The sequence below is a fragment of the Bacillus sp. FSL K6-6038 genome (genome assembly GCF_038050455.1).
In the GTDB taxonomy this organism is placed as follows: domain Bacteria; phylum Bacillota; class Bacilli; order Bacillales; family Bacillaceae_G; genus Bacillus_A; species Bacillus_A pseudomycoides.
Map to the genome: position 1 here is coordinate 1739502 of NZ_JBBOUH010000001.1, position 23343 is coordinate 1762844.

24 protein-coding genes and 1 pseudogene are annotated in these 23343 nt (G+C 34.6%); 16 read left to right on the plus strand and 9 right to left on the minus strand.

Translation table 11 applies throughout. The features are described 5' to 3' along the window. Positions 1-136 precede the first annotated feature (136 nt). Both NSQ40_RS08990 and NSQ40_RS08995 read left to right on the plus strand, forming a co-directional pair. The gene (locus NSQ40_RS08990; protein ID WP_098716161.1) at positions 137-700 is read left to right on the plus strand and encodes a histidine phosphatase family protein; all 564 of its coding nucleotides are present in this window, start codon (positions 137-139) and stop codon (positions 698-700) included. Positions 701-820: 120 nt separating this feature from the next. Continuing rightward, the gene (locus NSQ40_RS08995) at positions 821-1210 is read left to right on the plus strand and encodes a hypothetical protein (protein ID WP_041488385.1); all 390 of its coding nucleotides are present in this window, start codon (positions 821-823) and stop codon (positions 1208-1210) included. A gap of 46 nt (positions 1211-1256) precedes the next feature. Here the strand turns inward: NSQ40_RS08995 and NSQ40_RS09000 are convergent, their stop codons facing one another. The 3 genes from NSQ40_RS09000 to NSQ40_RS09010 are packed head-to-tail and all read right to left on the minus strand — an operon-like array spanning position 1257 to position 2927. After that, a complete protein-coding gene (locus NSQ40_RS09000) occupies positions 1257-2189 on the minus strand; it encodes an alpha/beta hydrolase (protein WP_098716160.1) in 933 nt (310 codons plus the stop codon). 14 nt (positions 2190-2203) lie between these two features. Further along, entirely contained in the window at positions 2204-2533 is a 330-nt protein-coding gene (locus NSQ40_RS09005) for a DUF3147 family protein (RefSeq protein WP_018764360.1), read from the minus strand. After that, a complete protein-coding gene (locus NSQ40_RS09010; RefSeq protein ID WP_003196588.1) occupies positions 2517-2927 on the minus strand; it encodes a MarR family winged helix-turn-helix transcriptional regulator in 411 nt (136 codons plus the stop codon). Before NSQ40_RS09010 ends, NSQ40_RS09005 begins: the two co-directional genes overlap by 17 nt. Positions 2928-3089: 162 nt before the next feature. On the opposite strand from NSQ40_RS09010, the gene NSQ40_RS09015 reads away from it, so the two are divergent. From NSQ40_RS09015 to fbpA, 5 genes and pseudogenes are all read left to right on the plus strand, one after another. After that, on the plus strand, positions 3090-3884 hold the full coding sequence (locus tag NSQ40_RS09015) for a protein phosphatase 2C domain-containing protein (RefSeq protein WP_003196590.1): 795 nt from the start codon (positions 3090-3092) through the stop codon (positions 3882-3884). A gap of 254 nt (positions 3885-4138) precedes the next feature. Beyond that, positions 4139-4705 carry a sigma-70 family RNA polymerase sigma factor gene (locus NSQ40_RS09020; RefSeq protein WP_003196592.1) on the plus strand — a complete coding sequence of 189 codons (567 nt, stop codon included), beginning with the start codon at positions 4139-4141 and terminating at the stop codon, positions 4703-4705. Then, positions 4702-5802 (plus strand): DUF4179 domain-containing protein, encoded by a 1101-nt coding sequence (locus tag NSQ40_RS09025; protein WP_033796028.1) that lies wholly within the window; start codon positions 4702-4704, stop codon positions 5800-5802. Before NSQ40_RS09020 ends, NSQ40_RS09025 begins: the two co-directional genes overlap by 4 nt. 279 nt (positions 5803-6081) lie before the next feature. Beyond that, positions 6082-6911, plus strand: a pseudogene (locus tag NSQ40_RS09030) (cation diffusion facilitator family transporter). A gap of 191 nt (positions 6912-7102) precedes the next feature. After that, positions 7103-7273, plus strand: a complete 171-nt coding sequence (fbpA, locus tag NSQ40_RS09035; protein WP_003196601.1) for a Fur-regulated basic protein FbpA — start codon at positions 7103-7105, stop codon at positions 7271-7273. 62 nt (positions 7274-7335) lie between these two features. On the opposite strand, the gene NSQ40_RS09040 is transcribed toward fbpA, so the two are convergent. After that, complete coding sequence (locus NSQ40_RS09040) at positions 7336-8007, minus strand: GntR family transcriptional regulator (RefSeq protein WP_003196602.1); 672 nt, start codon at positions 8005-8007, stop codon at positions 7336-7338. A gap of 16 nt (positions 8008-8023) precedes the next feature. Beyond that, the gene (locus NSQ40_RS09045) at positions 8024-8989 is read right to left on the minus strand and encodes a DMT family transporter (RefSeq protein WP_003196604.1); all 966 of its coding nucleotides are present in this window, start codon (positions 8987-8989) and stop codon (positions 8024-8026) included. Positions 8990-9146: 157 nt separating this feature from the next. Here NSQ40_RS09045 and NSQ40_RS09050 point away from each other — a divergent pair, with 157 nt between their 5' ends. Next, positions 9147-9461 (plus strand): DUF3784 domain-containing protein, encoded by a 315-nt coding sequence (locus tag NSQ40_RS09050; RefSeq protein WP_003196606.1) that lies wholly within the window; start codon positions 9147-9149, stop codon positions 9459-9461. Positions 9462-9546: 85 nt separating this feature from the next. Here NSQ40_RS09050 and NSQ40_RS09055 read toward each other — a convergent pair whose 3' ends face one another. Further along, complete coding sequence (locus NSQ40_RS09055; RefSeq protein WP_341286093.1) at positions 9547-10734, minus strand: GTP-binding protein; 1188 nt, start codon at positions 10732-10734, stop codon at positions 9547-9549. Positions 10735-10921: 187 nt separating this feature from the next. On the opposite strand from NSQ40_RS09055, the gene NSQ40_RS09060 reads away from it, so the two are divergent. From NSQ40_RS09060 to NSQ40_RS09095, 8 genes are all read left to right on the plus strand, one after another. Continuing rightward, positions 10922-11896, plus strand: coding sequence for a permease (locus tag NSQ40_RS09060; protein ID WP_033796029.1), 975 nt, complete (start codon positions 10922-10924; stop codon positions 11894-11896). Between the two features lie 15 nt (positions 11897-11911). Continuing rightward, complete coding sequence (locus tag NSQ40_RS09065; protein ID WP_003196609.1) at positions 11912-12802, plus strand: TIGR03943 family putative permease subunit; 891 nt, start codon at positions 11912-11914, stop codon at positions 12800-12802. An 89-nt stretch (positions 12803-12891) separates the two neighbouring features. Next, positions 12892-13068 carry a hypothetical protein gene (locus NSQ40_RS09070; protein WP_003206688.1) on the plus strand — a complete coding sequence of 59 codons (177 nt, stop codon included), beginning with the start codon at positions 12892-12894 and terminating at the stop codon, positions 13066-13068. A 351-nt stretch (positions 13069-13419) separates the two neighbouring features. Then, complete coding sequence (locus NSQ40_RS09075) at positions 13420-13950, plus strand: cysteine hydrolase family protein (protein WP_003196613.1); 531 nt, start codon at positions 13420-13422, stop codon at positions 13948-13950. 428 nt (positions 13951-14378) lie between these two features. Further along, on the plus strand, positions 14379-15782 hold the full coding sequence (nhaC, locus tag NSQ40_RS09080; protein ID WP_341286094.1) for a Na+/H+ antiporter NhaC: 1404 nt from the start codon (positions 14379-14381) through the stop codon (positions 15780-15782). A 192-nt stretch (positions 15783-15974) separates the two neighbouring features. Then, the gene (locus NSQ40_RS09085) at positions 15975-16760 is read left to right on the plus strand and encodes a TerC family protein (protein ID WP_033797739.1); all 786 of its coding nucleotides are present in this window, start codon (positions 15975-15977) and stop codon (positions 16758-16760) included. Between the two features lie 108 nt (positions 16761-16868). Continuing rightward, positions 16869-18257, plus strand: coding sequence for a class II fumarate hydratase (fumC, locus tag NSQ40_RS09090; RefSeq protein ID WP_341286095.1), 1389 nt, complete (start codon positions 16869-16871; stop codon positions 18255-18257). A 96-nt stretch (positions 18258-18353) separates the two neighbouring features. Then, positions 18354-18602, plus strand: a complete 249-nt coding sequence (locus NSQ40_RS09095; protein ID WP_018764369.1) for a hypothetical protein — start codon at positions 18354-18356, stop codon at positions 18600-18602. Between the two features lie 95 nt (positions 18603-18697). On the opposite strand, the gene NSQ40_RS09100 is transcribed toward NSQ40_RS09095, so the two are convergent. The 3 genes from NSQ40_RS09100 to NSQ40_RS09110 form a co-directional block, all read right to left on the minus strand. Further along, on the minus strand, positions 18698-19918 hold the full coding sequence (locus NSQ40_RS09100; RefSeq protein WP_258248404.1) for a macrolide family glycosyltransferase: 1221 nt from the start codon (positions 19916-19918) through the stop codon (positions 18698-18700). Positions 19919-20526: 608 nt separating this feature from the next. Continuing rightward, the gene (locus NSQ40_RS09105) at positions 20527-20943 is read right to left on the minus strand and encodes a PH domain-containing protein (protein WP_033796031.1); all 417 of its coding nucleotides are present in this window, start codon (positions 20941-20943) and stop codon (positions 20527-20529) included. A gap of 596 nt (positions 20944-21539) precedes the next feature. Beyond that, complete coding sequence (locus tag NSQ40_RS09110; protein ID WP_341286096.1) at positions 21540-23210, minus strand: IS200/IS605 family accessory protein TnpB-related protein; 1671 nt, start codon at positions 23208-23210, stop codon at positions 21540-21542. Positions 23211-23343: the final 133 nt, after the last annotated feature.

The following is a 23343-nucleotide window of genomic DNA, read 5'->3' on the forward strand; positions in this document are numbered from 1 at the left end:
AATTTTATTATGTAAACAAAAGGTGCTTTTTTCATGAAGTGCCTTTTGTTTGTTATACAGCAAAAAATATTGAAAGGAATTGGTCTATATCTAATAGAATCAATGGGATAGAAGAGGAAATAAAAGGAGGATTTTCATGACTCATATATATTTTGTCCGTCACGCCCATTCTATATATACACCGGAAGAAAGAGAACGTCCATTATCCGAAAAAGGACGGAATGATGCGCAAAGTGTGCCAGAGTTATTAAAAGAAGAGAAAATTGATGTTGTAATCTCTAGTCCATACAAAAGAGCGATTCAAACGGTTCAAGGGGTTGCAAACCAATTCCAATTGCCAATACAAATTGAAGAAGAATTGCGTGAGAGACTACTAAGTAAAGAACCGGTAGAAGATTTTGAGGAAGCAATTATGAAGGTGTGGGAGAATCCCATCTTCTCGTTTAAAGGCGGGGAATCAAATAATATTGCACAAAAGCGTGGTGTTACATGTATTCAAAATATATTAAAACAATATAAAGGGAAAAATATTGTAGTTGGTACCCATGGAAATATTATGGTATTAATAATGAATTATTTTGATTCTACATATGATTATCATTTTTGGAAAACACTCGACATGCCAGATGTATATAAATTGACTTTTAATGAAGAGAGTTTACTTTCTACTGCAAGAGTAGAAGAGCGCACTAAAATATAGAAACAAGTCATCATGTGAATAATTTGTAAAATTTTATCGAGAAAGCAGGAAAGAACGGGTTTGTTAGAGAAGTATGCTTTTGTAACATAAAAAAAATGCATGATAAAGGAGGCTGTTTACATGTTTGAGAAAGAGAAGGGGTTAGTAGATCATCCAGAAGGGCTCATTGAAGTTCATAACGTATATGAAATTGTGCCACCTGATGGAACGATCATTGGTATGGCAACACCAGAAGAGATGGAAGTTGCTGCCGAACTCGAATTACAGCACTATGCCTATTCTCGTTTACTAGAAGCAAATATTCAGCTAGACGGTTCCTCCTACAAGGATATACTTCAGGAGTTCCAGGAGTATGAAAGAAAGTCAATAGGGTTTTGGCGGGCATTACATAAACGCTTAGCTGTACCTTGGGCATGGGTACTTCGTGTTGATGTTGCGAATGGACCTATATATGTGAATAATGGAAACTCGTATTATGATGGTGATGAAGACGAGGAAGATTATGAATAGATGAAAAGGCAAGAAAGCAGTGAAGGCTGCTTTCTTTTTTGCATGTTTATTTAATTCTAGAATGCTCATTGTTTTCAGGGGCATGTACGTCACTTACTTCGAAGGAATGGATTGCCTGAATTATGATATCAGGGCGATCACTTTCGATTCCATGACTAGCATTTTGAGCGAGAATATATCGGCTGTTTTGGGAGAGCATACGTTGTTCTTGAATAAGTTCTTGCCATGTTTTTTCAAGCTTTTTAGCTTCTTCATTAGGCATTCCCTCTTGAATCATTTGCCCGATAGAATGATTGGGATCTCTTCCAATGACGATTAATGGTGTTTTTAATGTGACTCTAAGTTGTTTTATTCTATGTGCACAAGATTTCCACTCTGAAAGTTCAGAAGTAGTAGCCTTATATAAGAAAGGTGATGTAAGGAATTTCACGTATTGTTTTTGTTTATATGGTGACAAGTGACTGTATTGATTTAATGTAGAGTCTAGTTCTGCACGAAGTGCTTCTGCATTCATATTGGAATAATCCCTATATTTTTGTAGCCATATATCATCCGAATCGGTTTGATCAGAGGTAGGTAAATCCAGTTCATCTAATCGATGTAAGTTTACAGAAGTAGAATCAACAAGAATCAAAGCTTTTAACTGATTGGGGTGTACCATAGCAAAATGTTGCGCACATAACCCTCCATAAGAATGACCAACTAAAATTATGGGTTGTCGAATAGCTAACATATGTAATAGTTCCTGTAATTCTTTTGTTGCGTGTAGTGTTGTACGTGGTTCGTTACCAAGTTCACTTTTCCCATAACCAGGGCGATGAAATAGAACTACGGTATAATTTGAAGAAAGTTTCTCTGCAATTTGGAACCAATCATAAAAGGAACATCCCATCCCTGTTTGAATTACAACGGTCTGAGAGCCATTTCCCATTGTGCAAACTTCTATTTTCTTTCCACGTACTTTTACAAAACGATTCATGGTAATAGCCTCCACTAAGATTGAAATGTTTTTTGAAAAGCAAATACGATACACCAAATGCCTACACCGAATAGTACAGAGGTACTGAGTGAAAAAGAATTTTTTAATCCAATATAAACAACAAATAATAGAAGTGCTGATGCAGGAAAGCCGTATAATACTCCTAAAGTAAATTGACTTAAATCTTGTTTGCTCCCACCTTCAAATGAAAGCCAAAACAAGCTAAGCAAACTGATAAGTGGAAGGGCAGCGATAAAACCACCAATTGTACTATAATGTTTGGCAAACTCAGTTACACCACCGATGATGAGGGCGGAAACGATTACTTTAACGAGGAAATGCATATTTTGACTCCTTTGCTAGTAATGAAAAAGCCTTTTCGATTAATTGCTGTTCTTCTTTTGAAAATTGAGATTCTAATATTTTTAATTTTTCTTCATCTAATAATGTATGTTTCGTTAACGCTTCCTTACCTTCTGTAGTCAATGTTAGATTAACGACTCGTTCATCTTGTTTATTTCGCTCCTTTATAACGAATCTTTTTTGAATAAGGCGTTTCACATGCTCTGATGCTGTATTATGAGATAAGCCTAATTCAGATGCAACTTTACCAATTGTAGTCTCCGTTTCTCGGGAAATGATTTGAAGAATCCGAATGGCTTGGTGAGAAAGATTATCTTCATATTCATACCGTAAATGATAATAAATGGTTTCCCAATTTTGATTGATGTTCTTCATAATGATAATATTCCTCCGTTTTTTATTTATATCTTACAATACGATATATTCGTTTTACAAGAAGTAAATTCCTTTATTTGCATAAAAATTATTGAAAAAGTTTATTTTTCTTGAAATATACGGTACTCTTAATGTAAAGGCATACAAATAGCAAGAGAGAGGATGATAGAAGTGAATACATTTAAATGGATTAGTCATGAAAAGATGTATTTAGACCAAATACATGTTGAAAAATGTGGTCCTCTTTCAGTTGGTGTATATGGCGGGAATCAAGAGAGTGATGCGTATGAAAGAGGAGATGCAGTACTAGCTTGGTGGGATCCGCAATTAGAATTTGAATTTGTTATGATCTTTGATGCTCATCATAAAACGAAAAATATACATTATATAATAGAAGCAATTTCTGAAAGAAAAGAGAAATTACAAGAATTATTCTCATATCCAGTTCATCTTGCGTTTCATCATACACATATGTATTTATTAGCGTTATTTACAGATGAGTTATTTATTGAGAAATGTGAACAAGAGAATGAAGAACTCGCGTGCTTAATTTGTTTACGAAAAGGTGAATTTTTATATTGGTTATCAGTAGGAGAGTGCTTTGCTTATTTATTTCATTCGGAACAATTACAGAATGGAAAAGGGAGATTAAATAAACGTAAATTTTATGAATATATTGGAAGGAAAAATGTTTTTGCTGCTAATTCGCCCTGCTTCACTTCTGGGGTTCGTGGATTAGAGAAGGGAATGAATCATATTGTTTTGGCGACAGACGGTGTGTTAGAGTGTGATAAGCAAACGTTTGATGATGATCAATCTTTACTTGAAGTACTGCATAAAGGAGATTCTCTTCAGATTGAACCTGCATTAGCTAATGTGCTTGAATGGAAGGGAAGAGATTGTGCGACTATCATTGGGTGGTCAATTGATACAGAAAATAGAGAATATGCGAATTAATATTTTTCATAAAGTGAGCTTAGGATAAATCTATTCTAAGCTTATTTTCTTTTTCTTGAATAAACGTAAAATTCAAATAATCCAATGCGAACAAACCTTCAGTATATTTCTAGTGTATCGAAGGTTTATTGTATATGTGGAAACACATTTACTCTGTGAAAATGAAAAAATGATTATAAATATGAGAGAAAAAATTTTCCTGTACGTTATATAAGGTGTAAAAGCTTTTACAAAAAAATAAGGGGAATTGCGAAATGAAATCAAATGAGAAAAATTTTATAAAAAGGCTGCAGCGACAAAAAGAAGATGCGTTAGAGTTTATTGTCGATACTTATTTGTCATTAATAAAAGCAATCGTACATAAGGTTCTTATTCCGCTTAAAAATGATGGACTTATAGACGAATGTATCAATGATATTTTTCTTTCAGTTTGGAATAATGCAAACAAGTTTCATGGAGAGCCGGAAGATTTTAAGAAATGGATTGCAGCGGTTGCTAAGTTTAAAGCAATTGATTACTACAGAAAATCCATTAAGGAAGTTGAGGTTACCTCAGATGATTTTGATGTAAATACAGGAAAATCGATAGAAGATGAACTGATTATAATGGAAGATAGGGATGAACTGATAAAGTTAATTAATCAATTAGAGCCTATAGATCAAAAGATTTTTATCATGAAATTTCTTCTAGGGTTAAAGACGGAGGAAATAGGAGAAAAGCTCGGTTTAACGCGAGCGGCGATAGATAATCGGATTTATCGAGGGAAAAAGAAATTACAAAAAAATGCTACGAATCTTAGTTTAGGAGGTAGTGTAATATGAAAGACATTTACGAGCTGTTAAATGACATTGATATAGATGAAAAAGAATTAGAGGAAATGAAGGCTTATGAATTTGAAAAGGAAAAAGTGAAACGTAACTTAAAACAGGCTATATATATAAAGAAAAAAACGAAGAACTGGAAAAAGGGTGTCGCTGTTGCATCTATTTTAGTAGGGTTGTCAGTTGCAACACTTGGAATTGGATTTCCTACTTATGCAGGAGGGCTTCCGATTGTAGGTAATATTTTTCGATTTTTAGATAATGGTAGAACGGGACTTTATGAAAATTATAAAGAATTTTCTACTGAGTTAAATATGGTGAGGGAAAGTAATGGGATTAAAATAACAATCAATGATGTGATTTCTGATGGACGAACTGTATCAATAACATATTCAATGGAAAGTGAGCAAGATTTAGGGGATGACCCAATTATATTAGGTGGGTTAGATATAATGGGGTCTGATGGAGGAACAGGAAGTTCTCAAATTTCTAAAGTTGCAGATAAAAAGTATGTAGGTATGGCGACAACGACACATCATAGCAGTAATAAAAAAGACAAAATAAACCTTAGATGGAATATAGACAAAATAGAAATACCGGATAAAAAGAAAGAAATAAAAGGGAATTGGAATTTTGCTCTTACTGTAAAGGCAATGGATAGTAAAGAAAAAATAATTAGTGGAAGTTCCGAAAAAGAAGGCGTAAAAGTAAATATGGAAAAGGTGGCAGTGTCACCGATAACGTTTATTCTTTATTACAATCAAGAAGTTTCTAAAAATACAAGGAAGGAATGGGATGCTGTAGATGTTGAGTTGGAAGTTAAAGATGATTTAGGTAATCATTATTCTGGAGAAGGAAATGGTGGATCAGGTAAGGATTCCTATAATATTCATTGGAGTGATACATTTCAAAAGCTACATGAAAATGCAACGAAACTAATTATTACTCCCCGGATTAATTTGCGAGTTCATACTCCTGAAAACCATGGCGGGGTAGAAATGAGTGGTGGAAAAGAGAAGAAGATTGAAGTACCTAAAAAAGAAGCAAAAAGTAAAGATATTGTTTTAGATGATATCATTATTGATTTGAAGAAGTAATAGGTGTAAGGACTGTCTTATTTACATAAGGCAGTCCTTTTTCATGAAACCACTATAAACAATAAATAGTTATATTTTTTGCGGGGAAACAAGGAACTGGTGTTAACAATCACGAAGAAATTAAGTAAAGGAGTGACTCGTGGTGTATGAATTGAAATGGATAAATCATGATAAATTAGTAATATTTGTCGCATAATAGAATGCTGGAATTATTATTGAAGGGGTATTTATAGGGGACATTCACATAATCATGGTCATTCACAAAATAAAAAAGCGTTAATGGTTGTATTCATATTAACGACAAGTTTTATGATTACTGAGGTTATTAGTGGATTTGTAACGAATAGTTTAGCACTTTTATCAGATGCTGGGCATATGCTAAGTGATGCAGTCTCTCTTGCTTTAAGTTTACTTGCCTTTAAAATTGGAGAAAAAAAGGCGACTTTAGACAAAATATATGGGTATAAGCGAATTGAAATATTAGCCACATTGTGCAATGGTGTCGTTCTTATTGCTATCTCGATATACATTTTTATCGAAGCAATTCGCCGTTTTCATGAACCAGTAGAGATTGCAAGCAATGGCATGTTAATGATTGCTGTTTTCGGTTTGTTCATTAATATTACGTCAGCATGGATTTTAATGCGAGGCGGAGATGTGAAAGGAAATTTAAATGTACGAAGTGCTTTTTTGCATGTCTTAGGTGATTTATTAGGATCAGTGGGGGCAATTATTGCAGCGCTACTTATTAAATTTTTTGGCTAGACAGTTGCCGATCCAATTGCCAGTATCCTCGTTTCCATCTTAGTCATTATAAGTGGCTGGCGTGTAACACATGATACCGTTCATATATTGATGTGGAAGAAGTGAAAGATACATTATTAAACATTGCAATTGTAAAAGAAGTACACGATTTACACATATGGTCGGTTACATCAGATTTTCAAGTTTTAACGTGTCATCTTGTTATAGAAAAAGGTGAGGAAGCACAAAGTGTATTAGCAGAAGCAACACGTTTATTGAAGGACAGTTTTCATGTAGAGCATGTTACGATTCAAATAGAAATAGAGAGGGACTCTATCCATAAAGAACCACTTTGCAAAGTATGAAAGAAAAAAGATGATAAAAAGTGTCATAAACCATCTTAGGAAACATACATATATATAATGTGGCCACAAACAGTTTGTAAGGTAAATATTTCATGATATTACTTTACTTCTAAAATATCATCTTTTATAATCAAAGTGGTAATTGATAGAGATTATCATTTTCAACGATTGTGGAAAGGAGTTTTTAAAAGATGAGTAGTCAACTTCGTTTTGCTGTTGAAAATCGTAAGAGACAGTTAATTGATCAGTTAATTGGGGCGGGTGTGTTTAAAATTCTCGATCGACAATTATACGAGCTTTCTTTAGAGGAACTAGAAAAAGAGTATAGGGACATTGAAAAATATGCCGAGATCCGTGCATAGTTATATAGAATTGTAAAGGAAGAGCCGTTTGTGTTGAGAGAACACGTAAACGGCTCTTTTCATTATTTCATAGAGATTATTTTTTGGATTTCTTTCATTGGTCGTAACCAGTTTTGAGACATGATTTGTTCTATTTGCGCTGCATCCTGGTTTTTTAATGCCTCAATTATTAAATTGTGCTCTTCAATCGATTTACGTGCAGGAATGAAGTTTTGGAAAAAAAGGTATTCAAGACGTAACACATGAAGTTGTATGTTTGCTAAGAAAGGCTCGATATATGAATTCTTAGCGATTGATACGATTGTATTATGAAATTGTATATCTAAGTTTAATGCTTGTTTTGAATTTTTTTCATCTATGGCATTTTGAAATGCCTCGTTTATTTCAGAAAGTCTTATCAGGTCGGTGTCGTTTATTTGATGAATTGCTTGTTTTCCAATAATGGTATGAAGACCAGCGATCGTTTCATAAATGACAGATACATCTTCTAATTTTATAGGGGCGATTTTTGTTTTTTGTCCTGGAACCATCTCGACCAGTCCTGAAAGTTCTAACACTTGCAGTGCTTCTCTAACCGGTGTTCTGCTCACACCTAAAGCTTCAGCTAGCTCTCCATCATTAATCTTTTCATCAGGTTGTAAAACACCTTCAATAATCCAATCTTGTAGTTGATTTAAAACGAGGGATTTAGCAGATACTCTTTCTTGCTTTCGATAGTTTTGAGGAATAGGCATGATCGAACAGTTCCTTTCATTTTATGTTTTGTTTTTTCGTAACGGCAAGTCGTAGTTTCGGTTTTCCTTCATCTGGCTTTTGGCTTAGTACAAGTACCATTACAATAATACAAAGAGCGCCTAAAAATTGAAATGATTGAAACGGAACATGCAAAATGAGAATAGAAGAAATGATAGCTGCAAGTGGTTCTGTACAACCAAATAATGTAGTTTCTTTCGGTGTAAGATATCGTATGCTGTCTAAATATAAATAAAATGCGATGAGTGTGCCGAAAATAACAACGAATGTAATGAGAAAAAGATTGTTAGGCTGAAAATATTTCATGCCAGATAATAAGATAAACTCGTTCGTGGAGAGAAAATGTAAGACGGTTACACCAACTCCTCCAATAATCATCCCCCATCCAACAATGACAGATGAAGACCATTTCTCTAATAATTCCTTTGAATAAAGGCTATAGAATGCTAGTGATAAACCGGATAAAATGCCCCAAACGATAGCTGGTGTTGAAACAGCTAAATTATCAATGGATCCATTCGTTAGCAAGAAAAAGGTCCCGATTAAAGATAGTACGATAGAAATAAAATCGATTTTAGTAGGACGAATATTCCATTTAAAGATAAGGTAAACAGTTATAAATATTGGTGCTAAATATTGTAACAATGTTGCGACTGCAGCATTTCCTTCCTGAATAGAAGCAAAATAGGTATATTGTACAGCCAGCATACCTAACAATCCAAACAGAATTATTTTGTTTGCCTCGGCTTTTTGCTTCCAAATGCCAAGTACTTCTGATTTTTTACTGCCAAATGAGGAGAATAAGAGCAAAATAATTCCGGATATAAGTAATCGAATTGTAACTAACCATTCTGTAGAAACATTTTCTTGTTGAAACAGTTGTTGTGCAGCGGTCCCGGATAATCCCCATAAACTAGCACCTGTAATGACCATAATAATGCCTTTCAATCTTCCTGAATCCATAGCTGGGTCCTCCTTTCAGAAAGAAAATCTAATTGAAATATTGAATACAATATGTAATATATCACGAGTAATATTAAAAATAAACAGAATTTTTTAATATTAAAGATAGACATGTAATAGTTATAATTATGGTAAAATATTGTAAAGGAGGGATTTGATGATCGGTGGATTTATAATCAGTTTTCTTGTAGGCATGTTAATCATTATTATGGGATACCAAATTCATATAAAAAAGCGATTATTTCTCATTGCAGGATACCAAGAAGAGACTTTCGTGGGGGATAAAGAGAAACTTGCAAAAATATCTGGGATTTTTTCTTACGTAATAGGAATTACTACCGCTCTGTTACCATTTGGACTAGAATCAATTGGTGATGCTGCAGGGGTTGGGTATGGGATTTTTGTTGTTATAAGTACAATTGTACTTGTTATATGGGCTAATGTAATAAATAAGCCTCACAAATCTGAATGATAAACGAAAGCAAGATGGTAACCTTTTGAGGAAGCCATCTTGTTTTTGAAATCACTTTATAGTTAGTAATCTTGTGAATTTTGTATTATGAGACAACGGTAAAAGGGGGAATTGGATCAACAAAATCATCCCACTCCTGATTCATTTCTTCCCCGGTTAATAAGCATGTATCCAAAGAGCGTTCAATTTCATATTGATTCATTTCAACACCAATAAAGACTAGTTCTGTTATTCGATCCCCATATTGATCATCCCAATTTTTTAAGACTTCTGGTTCTTCCCTAAGTATTTGCTGTTGCTCAGCTGCAGGTAATGTTGCAACCCATTCACCAGCTCCTTGAATGGTAATGGAAGAGCCAGCTTGAGAGAGAAGCCCCATCATGTGATTACGAGATGCAAGCCAGAAAAAACCTTTCGCTCTTACAATATCTAATGGCCATTTTTGTAACCAATTCATAAGTCGAACAGGATGAAATGGACGTTTGCGGCGATAAACAAAGGAACTAATGCCGTATTCTTCTGTTTCTGGTGTATGGTGTTCGCTATTTAACTCCTGAATCCAACCAGCTGCTTGACTTGCTTCATCATAGTTAAATAAATTTGTATTTAAAATTTCATCTAGTGGAACCACGCTAAATGAAGATTCAATGATTTTTGCTCCAGGATTTAATTTTTGTAAGAGGCGATAGAGTTCCATACTATCTTCTTTTTCTAGTAAATCCACTTTGTTCAAAAGAATAACATTTGCAAATTCAATCTGATCAATTAGTAGATCGATAACTTCTCGAGTACCTGTTTCATCAATTGCTTGCTTTCGATCTAGTAAACTTTCACCAGCTGCAAAATCATCCCAAAATCGGTTTGCATCGACTACGGTAACCATTGTATCAAGGCGACATTTGTTCGTTAAATCAATTCCTAGTGCCTCATTTATATACGTAAATGTTTGTGCAACAGGGATAGGTTCACTAATGCCGGAAGATTCAATCACAATATAGTCAATATCCCCTGCCTCTACAAGACGGTTTACTTCAATGATTAAATCTTCTCGAAGTGTGCAACAGATACAGCCATTTTGAATTTCTACTAATTTTTCTTCTGTACGAGAAAAGCCTCCTTGTTTCACAAGTGCGGCGTCAATATTTACTTCGCTCATATCATTTACAATGACAGCTACTTTTAAGCCTTCTCTATTTGTCAAAATATGATTCAATAATGTTGTTTTTCCAGAACCTAAAAAACCACTTAATACGGTAATGGGTACTTTTTTCATTGTATATTCCTCTCCTTAAATCGTAATCATTACGTTTTATGATAAATGACTTTAAAAAGAAATGCAAGAATAAATCATAATGATTACGATTTGTGAATAGAAATGAAATGTGAAAAATGTTTGGGAATTGTCATAGAAAAAGAGGACAAGCATACGTTTAAATATGAATAAAGTGGAGGCGAGGAATTTGGTTTTTAATAGAATATCAAAGGAGTTAATTGGTACACTTCTCATTGCTATTTTTCTTTTTTTATTATTTTTTGTAGATTTCACAAACTTAGCAAATTTACATAAGAGTATTCCGAAAGAATGGCTGAATGTGAATACAATTTTCTTAAGTATTTTTTTTGAAGCAGTACCGTTTATTTTATTAGGTGTTATCGTCTCATCTATTATTCAAGTGTTTGTTACGGAAGATATGATTCAAAAGGTATTACCTAAATCTCCTATTGTAGCGATGATTCCAGCTGTCTTTGTAGGCATTATATTTCCGATGTGTGAATGTGTCATCATACCTATCGTTAGAAGGCTCATTCAAAAAGGGTTACCTCTTCATATCGGTATTGTCATTTTAGTAAGTGCTCCAATTATGAATCCGATTGTATTTTTATCAACATTTTATGCATTTCAAACAAATACCGCTGTTATATATGCTCGTTTTGGAATAACAGTTCTTGTTGCCCTTCTAATTGGAATTGCTGTGTATTATTGCTATCGTGGGAAAAATGTTTTAAAAGACACCACTATCTCGGCACATGAAAATAACCAAAAGAGCTGGAAAGATGTTGCCAGTCATACAGTTGATGAGTTTTTTGATACGGGAAAATATTTATTGATGGGTGCTTGTTTGGCAAGTATATTTCAAACGTTTTTAGATCGGAATGCGCTTGATGTAATAGCACATAGTGAGATGTTTTCACCATTAGTGATGATGGGATTTGGTTACGTGTTATCTCTTTGCTCTGCTGCAGACGCTTTTATTGCTGCATCTTTTGGACATATATTTTCAATCAAAGCATTGTTAGCATTTCTTGTATTCGGTCCAATGCTTGATTTTAAAAATACGTTTATGTTATTTGCTTATTTCAAAAATAAATTTGTATTCTTTTTGATTGGGAGTGTAATTATGTCTGTGTATGTTGTTGTTCAGTTGGTAATGTGATTAGGGGGGAGAAAAATGAGTAATCAAGAACGAAAAGTATTTCATCGTTATATCCGCGGCATTATTTTAATCGGTTTAGCGATGCTGTTATTTAAACTGCTTGTAACAGGAAATATTGATCACTTTATTGCTCCCAAAATGACGAAGTTTACATATGTGGCTTTTGCTGTATTTCTGCTTCTAGGGTGCTTACAAGTATGGGAAAATGGAGAAGAAAAAGAAAAGGACTGTCATTGTTGTGAGCATCATGTACTACCAAAATCAAGAATGAAGATTGTTCTTCTATATGCACTGTTTGTTATTCCGATTGTAAGTGCGTTTTTATTTTCCAACGTAACAATTAATGGTAGTCTCGCAGCGAACAGGGGAATGAATCAGAGTGCACAGGCAAAAAGTGTAGAGCAGAAAGTACCACAAACGAAACAGATCAGTTCTGATTGGAAAGAATTATTAGTTGATCAAGAAGAAGAGCCAATTCAAAATCTACCTACATCAGAACAGTCACCAGAACAGTTAGAGAAAACGATAATGAACCAGAAGGAAATACAAATAGATGATAAAAACTATATTCAAACAATGAATATAATCGGAAAAGATGTTCTTGGGTTTAAAGGGAAACAAATTACAATTACAGGTTTTATTTATAACGATAAAGAAGTAAAAGGAGATAAAACAGTAGTTGCCAGGTATGGTATTACATGTTGTATTGCAGACGCTTCAGTATGGGGAATGATTGTATCTGGTGAGGAAATCAAACAGTTCCCAGAAGAGACATGGGTCAAAATAACGGGATTACTAGATGAAACAACATATAAAGGAACATTGTTTCCGCTTGTGAAAGTAAGTAAAGTTGAAAAAATTGAAAAACCAAAAGACCCGTATGTATATGACGCTTTGCGGCAGTAATGGATTGAGGTAATCATTAGCTCAATGGTATTTGGAAGAGTCATAATTTTAAATGCAGAATAGAAATAGAGTAATTTAGTTAGAAATCCATGTATACAGAAGCGTTATCTGTTATTCCATATTTCATCTTTGGTTATACAAAGTTTCATGAGAAAATTTTGAATCATGATGGTGTGCTTTTAGGAGTAGGCATCTCGTTTGTACACTTTGCACTTTTTCTCGTATTAAGTTTGTATGATTTTAAAAAGAAAGACTTTGTACATTAGTTTATATTACGTCATTCATTATCCATGTTATTTGGATTTTTATAGCTTTACGACTATCAAGAAATCTTGATAGTCGTAAAAAAACATTCATCCCTAAGTATTAGGGATGAATGTTTTTTGCTTGTCTTATAGAAAATTAGAGATTCTTAAGAAGGGGATCGGTTTATGTATGGGGATCATTTCTTATTAAAAACTCAGATATGAAATGCAACGCTATCATTCAAATGCTAATTTCGTTTTGTAATGATGAGTAATCGAATCATATATTTTGGACACACTTAAAAATGGGAGTTTTTTAAGTGAACATGTTTAGAAATTGTATTAGAAAGAAATGTTTTGGAGGTATTTTTTATGAGAAGAGATTGTGCAGCATTACTCATTATTGATGTACAAACAGGTTCTTTTCAAGAGAAGCAACCTTTATATAAAGGAAAGGAATTGTTAGAAAATATTCAGTTGTTAATTTCAAAAGCTCGATCTGCTCAAGCACCTATTTTTTATATGAAGTATAATGGGGAAACTGGTTCACCACTTGAACCAAAGACTTTAGGTTGGGGGATTCATAAATCTATAGCTCCATTAGCAGAGGATATTGTTCTTAAGAAAAATCACCCAGATTCATTTCATAGAACGAATCTGCAACAGGAGCTAGACGAAAGAAATATAACACAAATTGTAGTGACAGGAATTCAATCTGAGATTTGTGTGGATGCAACATGTAGACGTGCTTATAGTCTTGGATATGATCTTACTCTTGTAGAAGATGGACATAGTACATACGACTCCACAATCTTATCTGCATCCCAAATTATCGATCATCATAACCAAGTAATTGGACAATGGTTCGCTCATGTTAAACCTGCTGAGCAAATTAGATTTTAGTGGGTATTTTGATTGCGGATGAATTTTTAAGAATGGCAACTATAATAATATAGCGCGGATATTTCTATTTATCCATATATATTATTTTTTGACGTGCATCATTCTAAAATAACAATGTTAGAAAAGGGAAAAATGGAATAATTGTTGTACATATGGTTTCACTTTAGATAAAAAAGTGTTTTAAATTACGTATATTTCTATTTTAAAATCTATTTTTTAGACTTTCTTATAAATAAAAATACAATATTTTTTATAATTTTCATTGCGAAATGTCCGCTCTACTTTTACAATAGAAAAGGTGTATATTTATTATACTAAAAAAACAAATCGGAATAATATGAAAATTATAGTTTGTCTTTGTGCATTATATACAAAAGTACATATTAGGCGACATACATCATGTTATCGACTTGTAAGGAGAGAAGCAAATGAAAAGTGTAAGATTACCATCAATTCCAGAAATCATTATTCTTTTATTACTATTTCTTGCTGTTGTCTTTTCCTTTCAAACGATCTTTAATTTGCCGATTCAACTAGCGCTATTTATTTCATGGTTTTTAGTAATTGCGCTTGGACTAAGGTTAGGGTTTCGTTATCAAGAATTGCAAGATGCAATTACAAAAGGAATTTCCAACGGATTAGAAGCTGTTCTCATCTTAGTTGCTGTAGGAGCATTAATTGGGACATGGATTGCTGGCGGTGTTGTACCGACATTGATCTACTACGGATTAGAATTTATTCATCCGAGTGTATTTTTATTAGCAACCTTAATTATTTGCTCAATTACTTCCATTGCAACAGGTACATCATGGGGAACAGTTGGTACAGCTGGTATTGCCATGATGGCAATCGGTGAAGGTCTTGGTTTACCGCTTCCACTAGTTGCTGGAGCAGTACTTTCAGGGGCATACTTTGGAGACAAGTTATCTCCGCTTTCTGATAGTACGGTACTTGCTGCTTCAATGGCAAAAGTAGATGTTATTGCACATGTTCGAGCTATGCTTGTATTAGATGTACCAGCATATATTATTACCGGTATTATGTTTACAGTTGCCGGATGGATGTATGGTGGAGATAATGTTGATTTAAACAAAGTGGAATTTTTAAAAGAAGCTTTATTAAAGCAATTTGATATTAAAATATGGATGCTTGTACCAGCAGTTATTGTCATCGCACTATTAGCAATGAAAAAACCATCAATGCCAACAATTGCAATGGGAGCGCTTCTCGGTGCAGTTTGGGCAACTCTGTTCCAAGGTATGCACTTTGGAGAGGCAATTGGAACAGCATATAACGGTTTTTCTATTGAATCAGGTGTGGACTTCATTGATAAGTTGCTAAATCGCGGTGGAATCAATGGTATGCTTGGTTCAGTAGCAGTTATTATTTTTGGATTAGGTTTCGGAGGGTTACTTGAAAAACTCGGTGTTTTAAAAGTAATCGTATCAAAATTTCAGAAGAAACTAAACTCTGCAGGAAATGTAACACTGTCCACATTAATCGTCGCTTTCCTGGCAAACGTATTCGGCTGCGCAATGTACGTATCACTTATTTTAACTCCAAAAATTATGCAAGACAGCTATGATAAATTAAAGCTCGATCGTCGTATATTGGCTCGTAACTCAGAAGTGGGTGGAACGCTAACTTCAGGTATGGTTCCATGGTCTGATAATGGGATTTACATGGCTGGTATATTAGGAGTCGCAACATTATCATACATTCCATTCATGTGGATGAGCTTTGTATCATTAGCATTGGCAGTTATATACGGATATACAGGGAAATTCATTTGGTATGTTGATGATGCTGAAAAAGGGAAGCAAGTGTCATAATATAAAATCATCCCTTCCATTGGTGTATTAGAGATTTTTAATTTCTATAGAAGATGACAATTCTTCATCGTATAGTACGAAGTTAACCCGTAAGTTCGATTAGAACTTACGGGTTGTTCAGTTTCTAATGAGATTAGTATATTTCCCTTATCAAAAAGCAAAATATATAGTATCAAAAACAGGAGGAGAAATATGACTGAATCATTACTGCTGGAGTATGGGGGAGTTATATTAATTCTTATTGCATTAGAAGGAGTTTTATCTGCAGATAATGCTCTTGTACTTGCTATTATGGTTAAACATTTACCTGAAGATGATAGAAAAAAGGCTTTATTTTATGGATTATTCGGAGCATTCATATTTCGATTTGGGTCATTATTTTTAATTTCATTTCTTGTGAATGTATGGCAGATGCAAGCGATTGGTGCAATTTATTTATTGTTTCTCTCTGCTAGAAGTTTGGTTAAAGTATATCGAAAAAAGAAGTGGCAAAGAGAAAAGTACGGAGATCACGAAAAAAAGATTGAAGAAAATACTCCAAAAAAGAAAAGTGGTTTTTGGCTAACAGTTCTGAAAGTAGAGGTTACAGATACTGCATTTGCGATTGATTCGATTTTAGCAGCAGTGGCCCTTACACTGACAATTACACCCTTGAATAAAGGAATGATAGGTGGCCTTGACGCAGGGAGATTTTTCGTTATTTTAACTGGTGGAATGATTGGTTTAATTATTATGCGATTTGCAGCTACTTATTTCGTGAAGATATTGCGTGAAAGACCAGGTCTTGAAACGGCAGCTTTTATGATTGTTGGGTGGGTCGGTGTGAAACTTATTATTTCAACGCTAGCACATCCTATGGGTGGAATAATTAATAAGGATTTTCCCCAATCGGTTACGTGGAAAGCTATTTTTTATATCGTATTAATTGCGATTGGCGTTTCTGGTTGGTTTTTATCTCCCGATTCATCTGAAATATAATTTTTTAAATATAGAATTATGAATAAACGAGAGTGAGAATCCTTATCATTAGAAGGGAAGTCTGTTACAATAAAAGCGTAGCTATTATATTTTCAAGGGGATGAAAACATGGAGTACAGAATTGAAAGAGATACATTAGGAGAAATGAAAGTTCCAGCTGATAAATTATGGGCAGCGCAAACACAACGCAGTAAAGAAAACTTTCCGATTGGAACGGAGCATATGCCGATTGAAATTGTACAAGCATTTGCAATTTTAAAGAAAAGTGCTGCGATTAGTAACCAGAAACTAGGGAAGTTATCAGAAGAAAAAGCGCAGGCGATTGTAGAAGCAGCGGATGAAATCCTAGCAGGAAAATGGAATGAACATTTCCCACTTGTTGTATGGCAAACAGGTAGCGGTACACAATCAAATATGAATGTGAATGAGGTAATCGCAAACCGGGGGAATCAAATTTTAAAGGGAAAAGGGCTTGATGTACATATTCATCCAAATGATGATGTAAACATGTCTCAAAGTTCAAATGATACATTTCCGACAGCACTTCACGTTGCATGTGTGATTGCGGTGGAAAACCAAGTGTTACCGGCAATTACAAAATTAAAAGTAACATTAGAGAAAAAAGTAAATGAGTTTCAAAATATTATTAAAATTGGTCGTACGCATCTGCAAGATGCAACGCCTTTAACGCTAGGACAGGAAATTAGCGGTTGGCATCGTATGCTTGAAAAAACAGAGCGTATGATTGCGGATAGCAATACATATATGAAAGAACTTGCGATTGGTGGTACTGCAGTTGGAACAGGAATTAATGCTCATCCTAAATTTGGTGAGATGGTCGCAGAGGAAATTAGTCAGTTTACAGGAAAACAATTCGTGTCTGCACCGAATAAGTTTCATGCATTAACGAGTCATGATGAAGTTGTGTTTGCACATGGTGCATTAAAAGCATTAGCAGCTGATTTAATGAAGATTGCTAATGATGTACGTTGGCTTGCGAGCGGTCCACGTAGTGGTCTCGGTGAAATTATTATTCCTGCGAATGAGCCAGGAAGCTCTATTATGCCAGGTAAAGTAAATCCAACGCAAAGTGAAGCATTAACAATGGTTGCAGCGCAAGTTATGGGAAATGACGCAACAATTGGATTTGCGGCGAGCCAAGGTAACTTTGAGTTAAACGTATTTAAGCCAGTAATTGCATATAATTTCTTACAATCTGCTCGTTTATTAGCTGATGCAACAGTTTCGTTCAATGATAAATGTGCGGTTGGTATCGAAGCAAATAAAGAAGTGATTAACCAAAATGTAAATCGTTCTTTAATGCTTGTTACAGCGTTAAATCCACATATTGGCTATGAAAATGCAGCGGAAATTGCTAAACATGCTCATAAAGAGGGATTAACGTTAAAAGAAGCAGCATTACAATCAGGATTATTAACGGAAGAACAGTTTGATGAAATTGTAGATCCGAAGAAAATGATTGCGCCGAAAGAATAATTTTAATTCATAATGGAGAGAGAGCCAGGTTCTAATTTTAGAATCTTGGCTCTTTTTTCATGGTAAAATATTTGAAATGAAAGGCAGGTGAGGAGAATGAAATACGCCATTTCTACACTAGCGGTGCTGATTACATTTATCGTATTACAATTGTTACCAAGAACTATATTCACATACTTTTACATGCAGGATTCACGGGATTGGACGAGCGTTGCAACAATAACTCCAGCAGTATCTGCTAATCACTTCTTTGATGTTGACTACATACAATTATTCTTCGTTTTTTTATCTTTCATCGTAGGATTTGTTACACTTAAATTTATTGAGAGAAGGAAAAGAGTTTAGATTAAAAGTAAATCCGGTAATTGGAGCTACAAGATAATGCCTATGGGCTATGAAAAAAGATCTATGTTAGTGAAAACATGGATCTTTAATGATTTTCATGAACGAGTAAATTTGAAAATCTTATTAGCAGCCCTAGAATAACCACCCGCGTTACGAAATGATTGACTAATTTTTTTCGTATTGTTCTTATAAATAGGATTCCTTAACACTTCACTAACAGCTTCTTTGATATCCTCCGCCGATAGTTGTTGAATATTTAACATAGCTCCTGCACCAAGTTCTTTCACTCGTTCAGCAATCGTATGTTGATCATTTATGATAGGAAGCATAACTAAGGGTACTTCAAAATAAAGTGATTCACTGGTGCTATTCATTCCACAATGGCTAATAAAGACATCAGTTTGGCGAAGTACATCTAATTGAGGAACATAGTTTCGAACAATAAAATTATCGGGTATATTCTTTAGCTGCTCTGCTTTTAATTGTTTGCCTATACTAAGCACCACTTTAACCTTTAAATCTTTTAAAGCGGTAAAGCACTTTTGATAGAAGTTTGGCTGGTTGTTCATTATCGTTCCCATAGAAATGTAAATCACATGTGTGTCTTTTAATAGATTCATTGGAAAATCGTTTGCAGTTTCATTTTTAGTAATGGAAGGTCCGACAAAAATATAGTTATTCTTAAAAGCGCTGCTATTCCTTTGGAAATAGGAAGAAGTGAAGACGATATTTAAATCTTCTGAACCAGGACAAAGTAAGAAGTTGTAAGATAATGGAAGTTCGTATTTGTTTTCTAAATATTGTTTGCGTTTGGCGATTTCTTCTAATTGTAAAAATGCTTTTAGCATGGTCAAACGCTCTTGTTTTTGTTCCATATCATCTATTCCTGTCAGGGACATATTTATTTTTGGATCTTGTGAATATGCAAAAGTGGTCCAAGTTGCAATAGATAATAATTTGTTTTGGTGGGCAATCCATTTTCCAGGTAAAGACTGTGCATCGTATATAATATAATCATACGTTTCGTTGGAAATTTCTTCTAGGATGGAGTCGGTGATCATTTCCATTGCATTTAGAAATTGCAATAAATATTCTTGAGGCTGGGAAGCCATAAGACCCATACTTTCTGCAAGTTTTCTGTGTGCCTTTTGATCAACGGGACGGAACTGGGCACCGGCTTTTTTGATTTTTTCTTCAAAATGATTGGATGAATAATAGGTGATATGTTCTCCTCGTTTTACTAAATCATTTACTAATCCAAGTGTTGGATTTACATGTCCTTCTCCACCAATGTTGATGTAAAGCGCTTTTTTCATCTTTATCCCTCCAGTAAATATAGTTTGATACATACCTTAGCAAAGAGAATACAAGTTTTATCAGTAATGATTCCTATAGCAGTGCGAAGTACAAAATATGATGATTGTCATAATAAAATCTCTATTTTTTGTGGATGTATATTATATTTTCAGATGAATAACGTCGGATTAAAAAGTAAACATATTTATCTTTTGTCCGGATTACAACAAACTATTTTTGAATTTGCCTATAAAAATAAAAAATTTGTGTGGGGGGTATAGATTGCACTTATATGGAGCGGATTGAATAGAGAGGAAGCAGTAATGTTATCTTGAGAAACAGATAGATAAGAAATAAGAGGGAGTTTCATTTATCCTGCTATTTGCGGGCAGTAAAACCTTCATCTCAAAATTCGGTGAAAGCAAAGAAGTTAGGCTGGGGATTAACTGTCCGTAAAAGTCGGATTGGTGAGGGATAATACTCAGTGGGAGATGAAGAAAAACTCAACTGCTTTTCACTTTAGGGTCAGGAAACTGAACGTATAATAAGTCAAGTGATTCTGATTAACGGGAAAGAAGGAAATTAGCAAGTTTGACAATTCATATGATAGACAAACTTGCTAATATGATTAATTGGTAGGTTTGTCAATTACTTTTAGGTTGGGACATTTGTCTTTTAATAAACTGATAAATTTTTCTTCTTCTTTTGGCACACAAACCGTTAAAGTATCAAATAGTTCATACATAATTTCTAATCGTTGTCTGGTCCATTTTTCCGAATCTAATTGTTTTCCATAATATTTTATGTGACGTATATTTTCAAAGGGAATTTCAGTATTTGTAAAAAAGTACTTAACGACAAGTGAATGATTAGTTATTTCATAAGTAGATCTATAAAGAGAGAAAAAGTTGAAGAGATTCAATAGCATAATACAACTAAAATAGATATGATCATCACTTTGAAGGGAAATTTGTGTACACAAAATAATGGTCACTAATATAAAGATAAATACATGTATAGGATTTTTTTTTACTTTGAATTTCATTTCTATTCACCCCTGAATTCTTACTACGTTAAATAATTTAATCATAATATTATGATTAATAAAATCAGTATGCGTAATTGCATATTTTGTTCTAAGTGAATTCATGTAATATTTAAAAATATGAATGATGCTATTTATACTTGAGATTTGGTAACGAATGAATACTTTGCCTAGTTTTTACGATTAAGGGTGGTTTAGCGTGAGTTGTAAAAAAGGTATTATGATAGGTGTACTGTGTGCATGTCTTTTTACCTTGAATGGTTGTGAATATTCGAATAGATCTCGAGGGGATTGGAACCAACTAACGATTGAACTACCCCCACCTACCTCTACAAGAGCTTGAGGTGGGGGATTCTCCTGTCTCTGTCCTCACAAAAACAGTTCCTCTCGTTCAACAAAGAGGATACAACGATATAGAAGTTCCGTAGTGCCCTTATGTAAGGCGACCTATTCTATCTTCCGTGGAAAACAAAACAGGTACAGCTACTTTTTTCTTATATCGAGGTGTAGAACACTTGGTCATGCATCCAGTTCCTAGACTTGTTATCTGCTCTGGTAACAAGTGTAAGAGACTGGGACAAGGTGTTCTTTTTTCTTTATGCAAACAATTTTGTTAGCTTTTTCTTTTCACTTTCAAATACGTCTAATCGCTCGATCTGTAAGGCCTCTTTCGGCTGATCTACATCGTATAGCTGATAGAAATGATGCGTGCGAATATCCAATCGATTGTTTAATTGATGCCAATGGCTCCAGTGATGTGCGTCTTTCTTTGGAAGATAAGGCTGAAGCACCCCAGGTACTTTTTCTTTATACCCTAACCCTCGGCGACCAATCGTAAAAGCCGCAGATTGATGAATAGAGATGCCGAATTTGCGCATGTATTTCATCTTTCCGGAGATTGAAGTGTAAGCGGGATTCACTTGAAAGACAGCCACGCCCCTTTTATCTGCACGATTCAGAATTGCACTTGTCATCTTCTCATAAGCGAACATACTCCTCATTCGATTCGCATGTTTATTTCCATATCGATTCCCTGTTTTCGATTGGGTTGTATCTAACTTCTCGATGACAATCGGCTTGTTATACCGCTCCGCTAAGTCCACTAAGCGAATCGCTTCCACTTCGATGATCTTTGTGATTTGTCCTGTGGATTTACCCATGATAGAAAAAACAAGGGCACCACTTCCTTTGTAATTTCCATCCTTCGTTACATTTGCCCAAGCAAAATGCTCAAGATTACAATCCACACCAATCGCGCCATCTGATGTACTATAATTTGTTTGGGGATTTTCCGGTACATCGACTAAACATTTCACAATATAATACGCCCCATAGTCTTCCAGAGACCACGCAATCGGTTTGCCATGCTTTTTCTTATTCTTACACTGTAATTGGGTTGTGATTACTTTCTCAATGACTTCTTGCCCATACGGGAACGTAACAGCTGGAAACATAAGTGTTTTTCCGGAACTTGTCGTCATCCATAATCCCTTTGTCTCAGGCACATACTGAAACACAAAATTCCCATGTTTGGCATCTTTACGGCCAGATAGAATGAGTTGTTTATTTCGAGCACGGGAAAATACTGTTTTCCATTTGTCATGGTTACGTACAAACTCGCGGGTGGTAAATTGAGAGCGAAATAGTTTTTTGCTTCCAAATACTGCGCTTGGAATATGCGTTTTATATGATGTAAGTTTCTGATTTAAACGGTACTGCCTGTGGGTTAAAAGGCCGATTTTCGCCTGAATCCTTTTCATTTGAACATCCAAGTATTGGTGCTCAAACAGATATTCATTCAGCCAAATCAATGTGTCTTTTTTACGGGATAAGGAGATGAGAGTGCTGTGCTTCGCGAAGTGAGTGTTTTTTGAAAATGTCAGCTTTCCTTTCACACAACTTTGTTTGATTTTACGAAGGTTTGTCAGTTTTGTCTGTTCTTGTTTCAACTTTTTCTTAAGTTTCTTAATTTTCTCTTGTGTTTGTTTCTCATATCGTTTTTGTAACGCCATTAAACCTGTAAACAGCGCCTTCGCTTCTTGCGCCGCACTGTTTGCATAATAATCATTCAATTGATATTTCCGCTTGAGAAAGAGATGAAGACTGTCTGTATATATCTTACGGTTCCAACGTTTTTCTCGAACAATCATTTGAAACGCAAAGCGCTTCGCCTGATTACATGTTTCGATTGTCTCTGCCAATGCATCTACCATTTCATGCGGTAAATCTATCTTATAGATCCGTTTCGAAAAATACGCTTTCTTCACCTGTTCTCACCTCATTTTATTTGATAAGATCATTATACACCGAAACAAACATATGTTCTACAAAAAAGAGACGTTTTTTTTAAAAAGAAAAAACCGATTCATCCCCCACCTTCACTTCGTTTAGAGGAGGGGG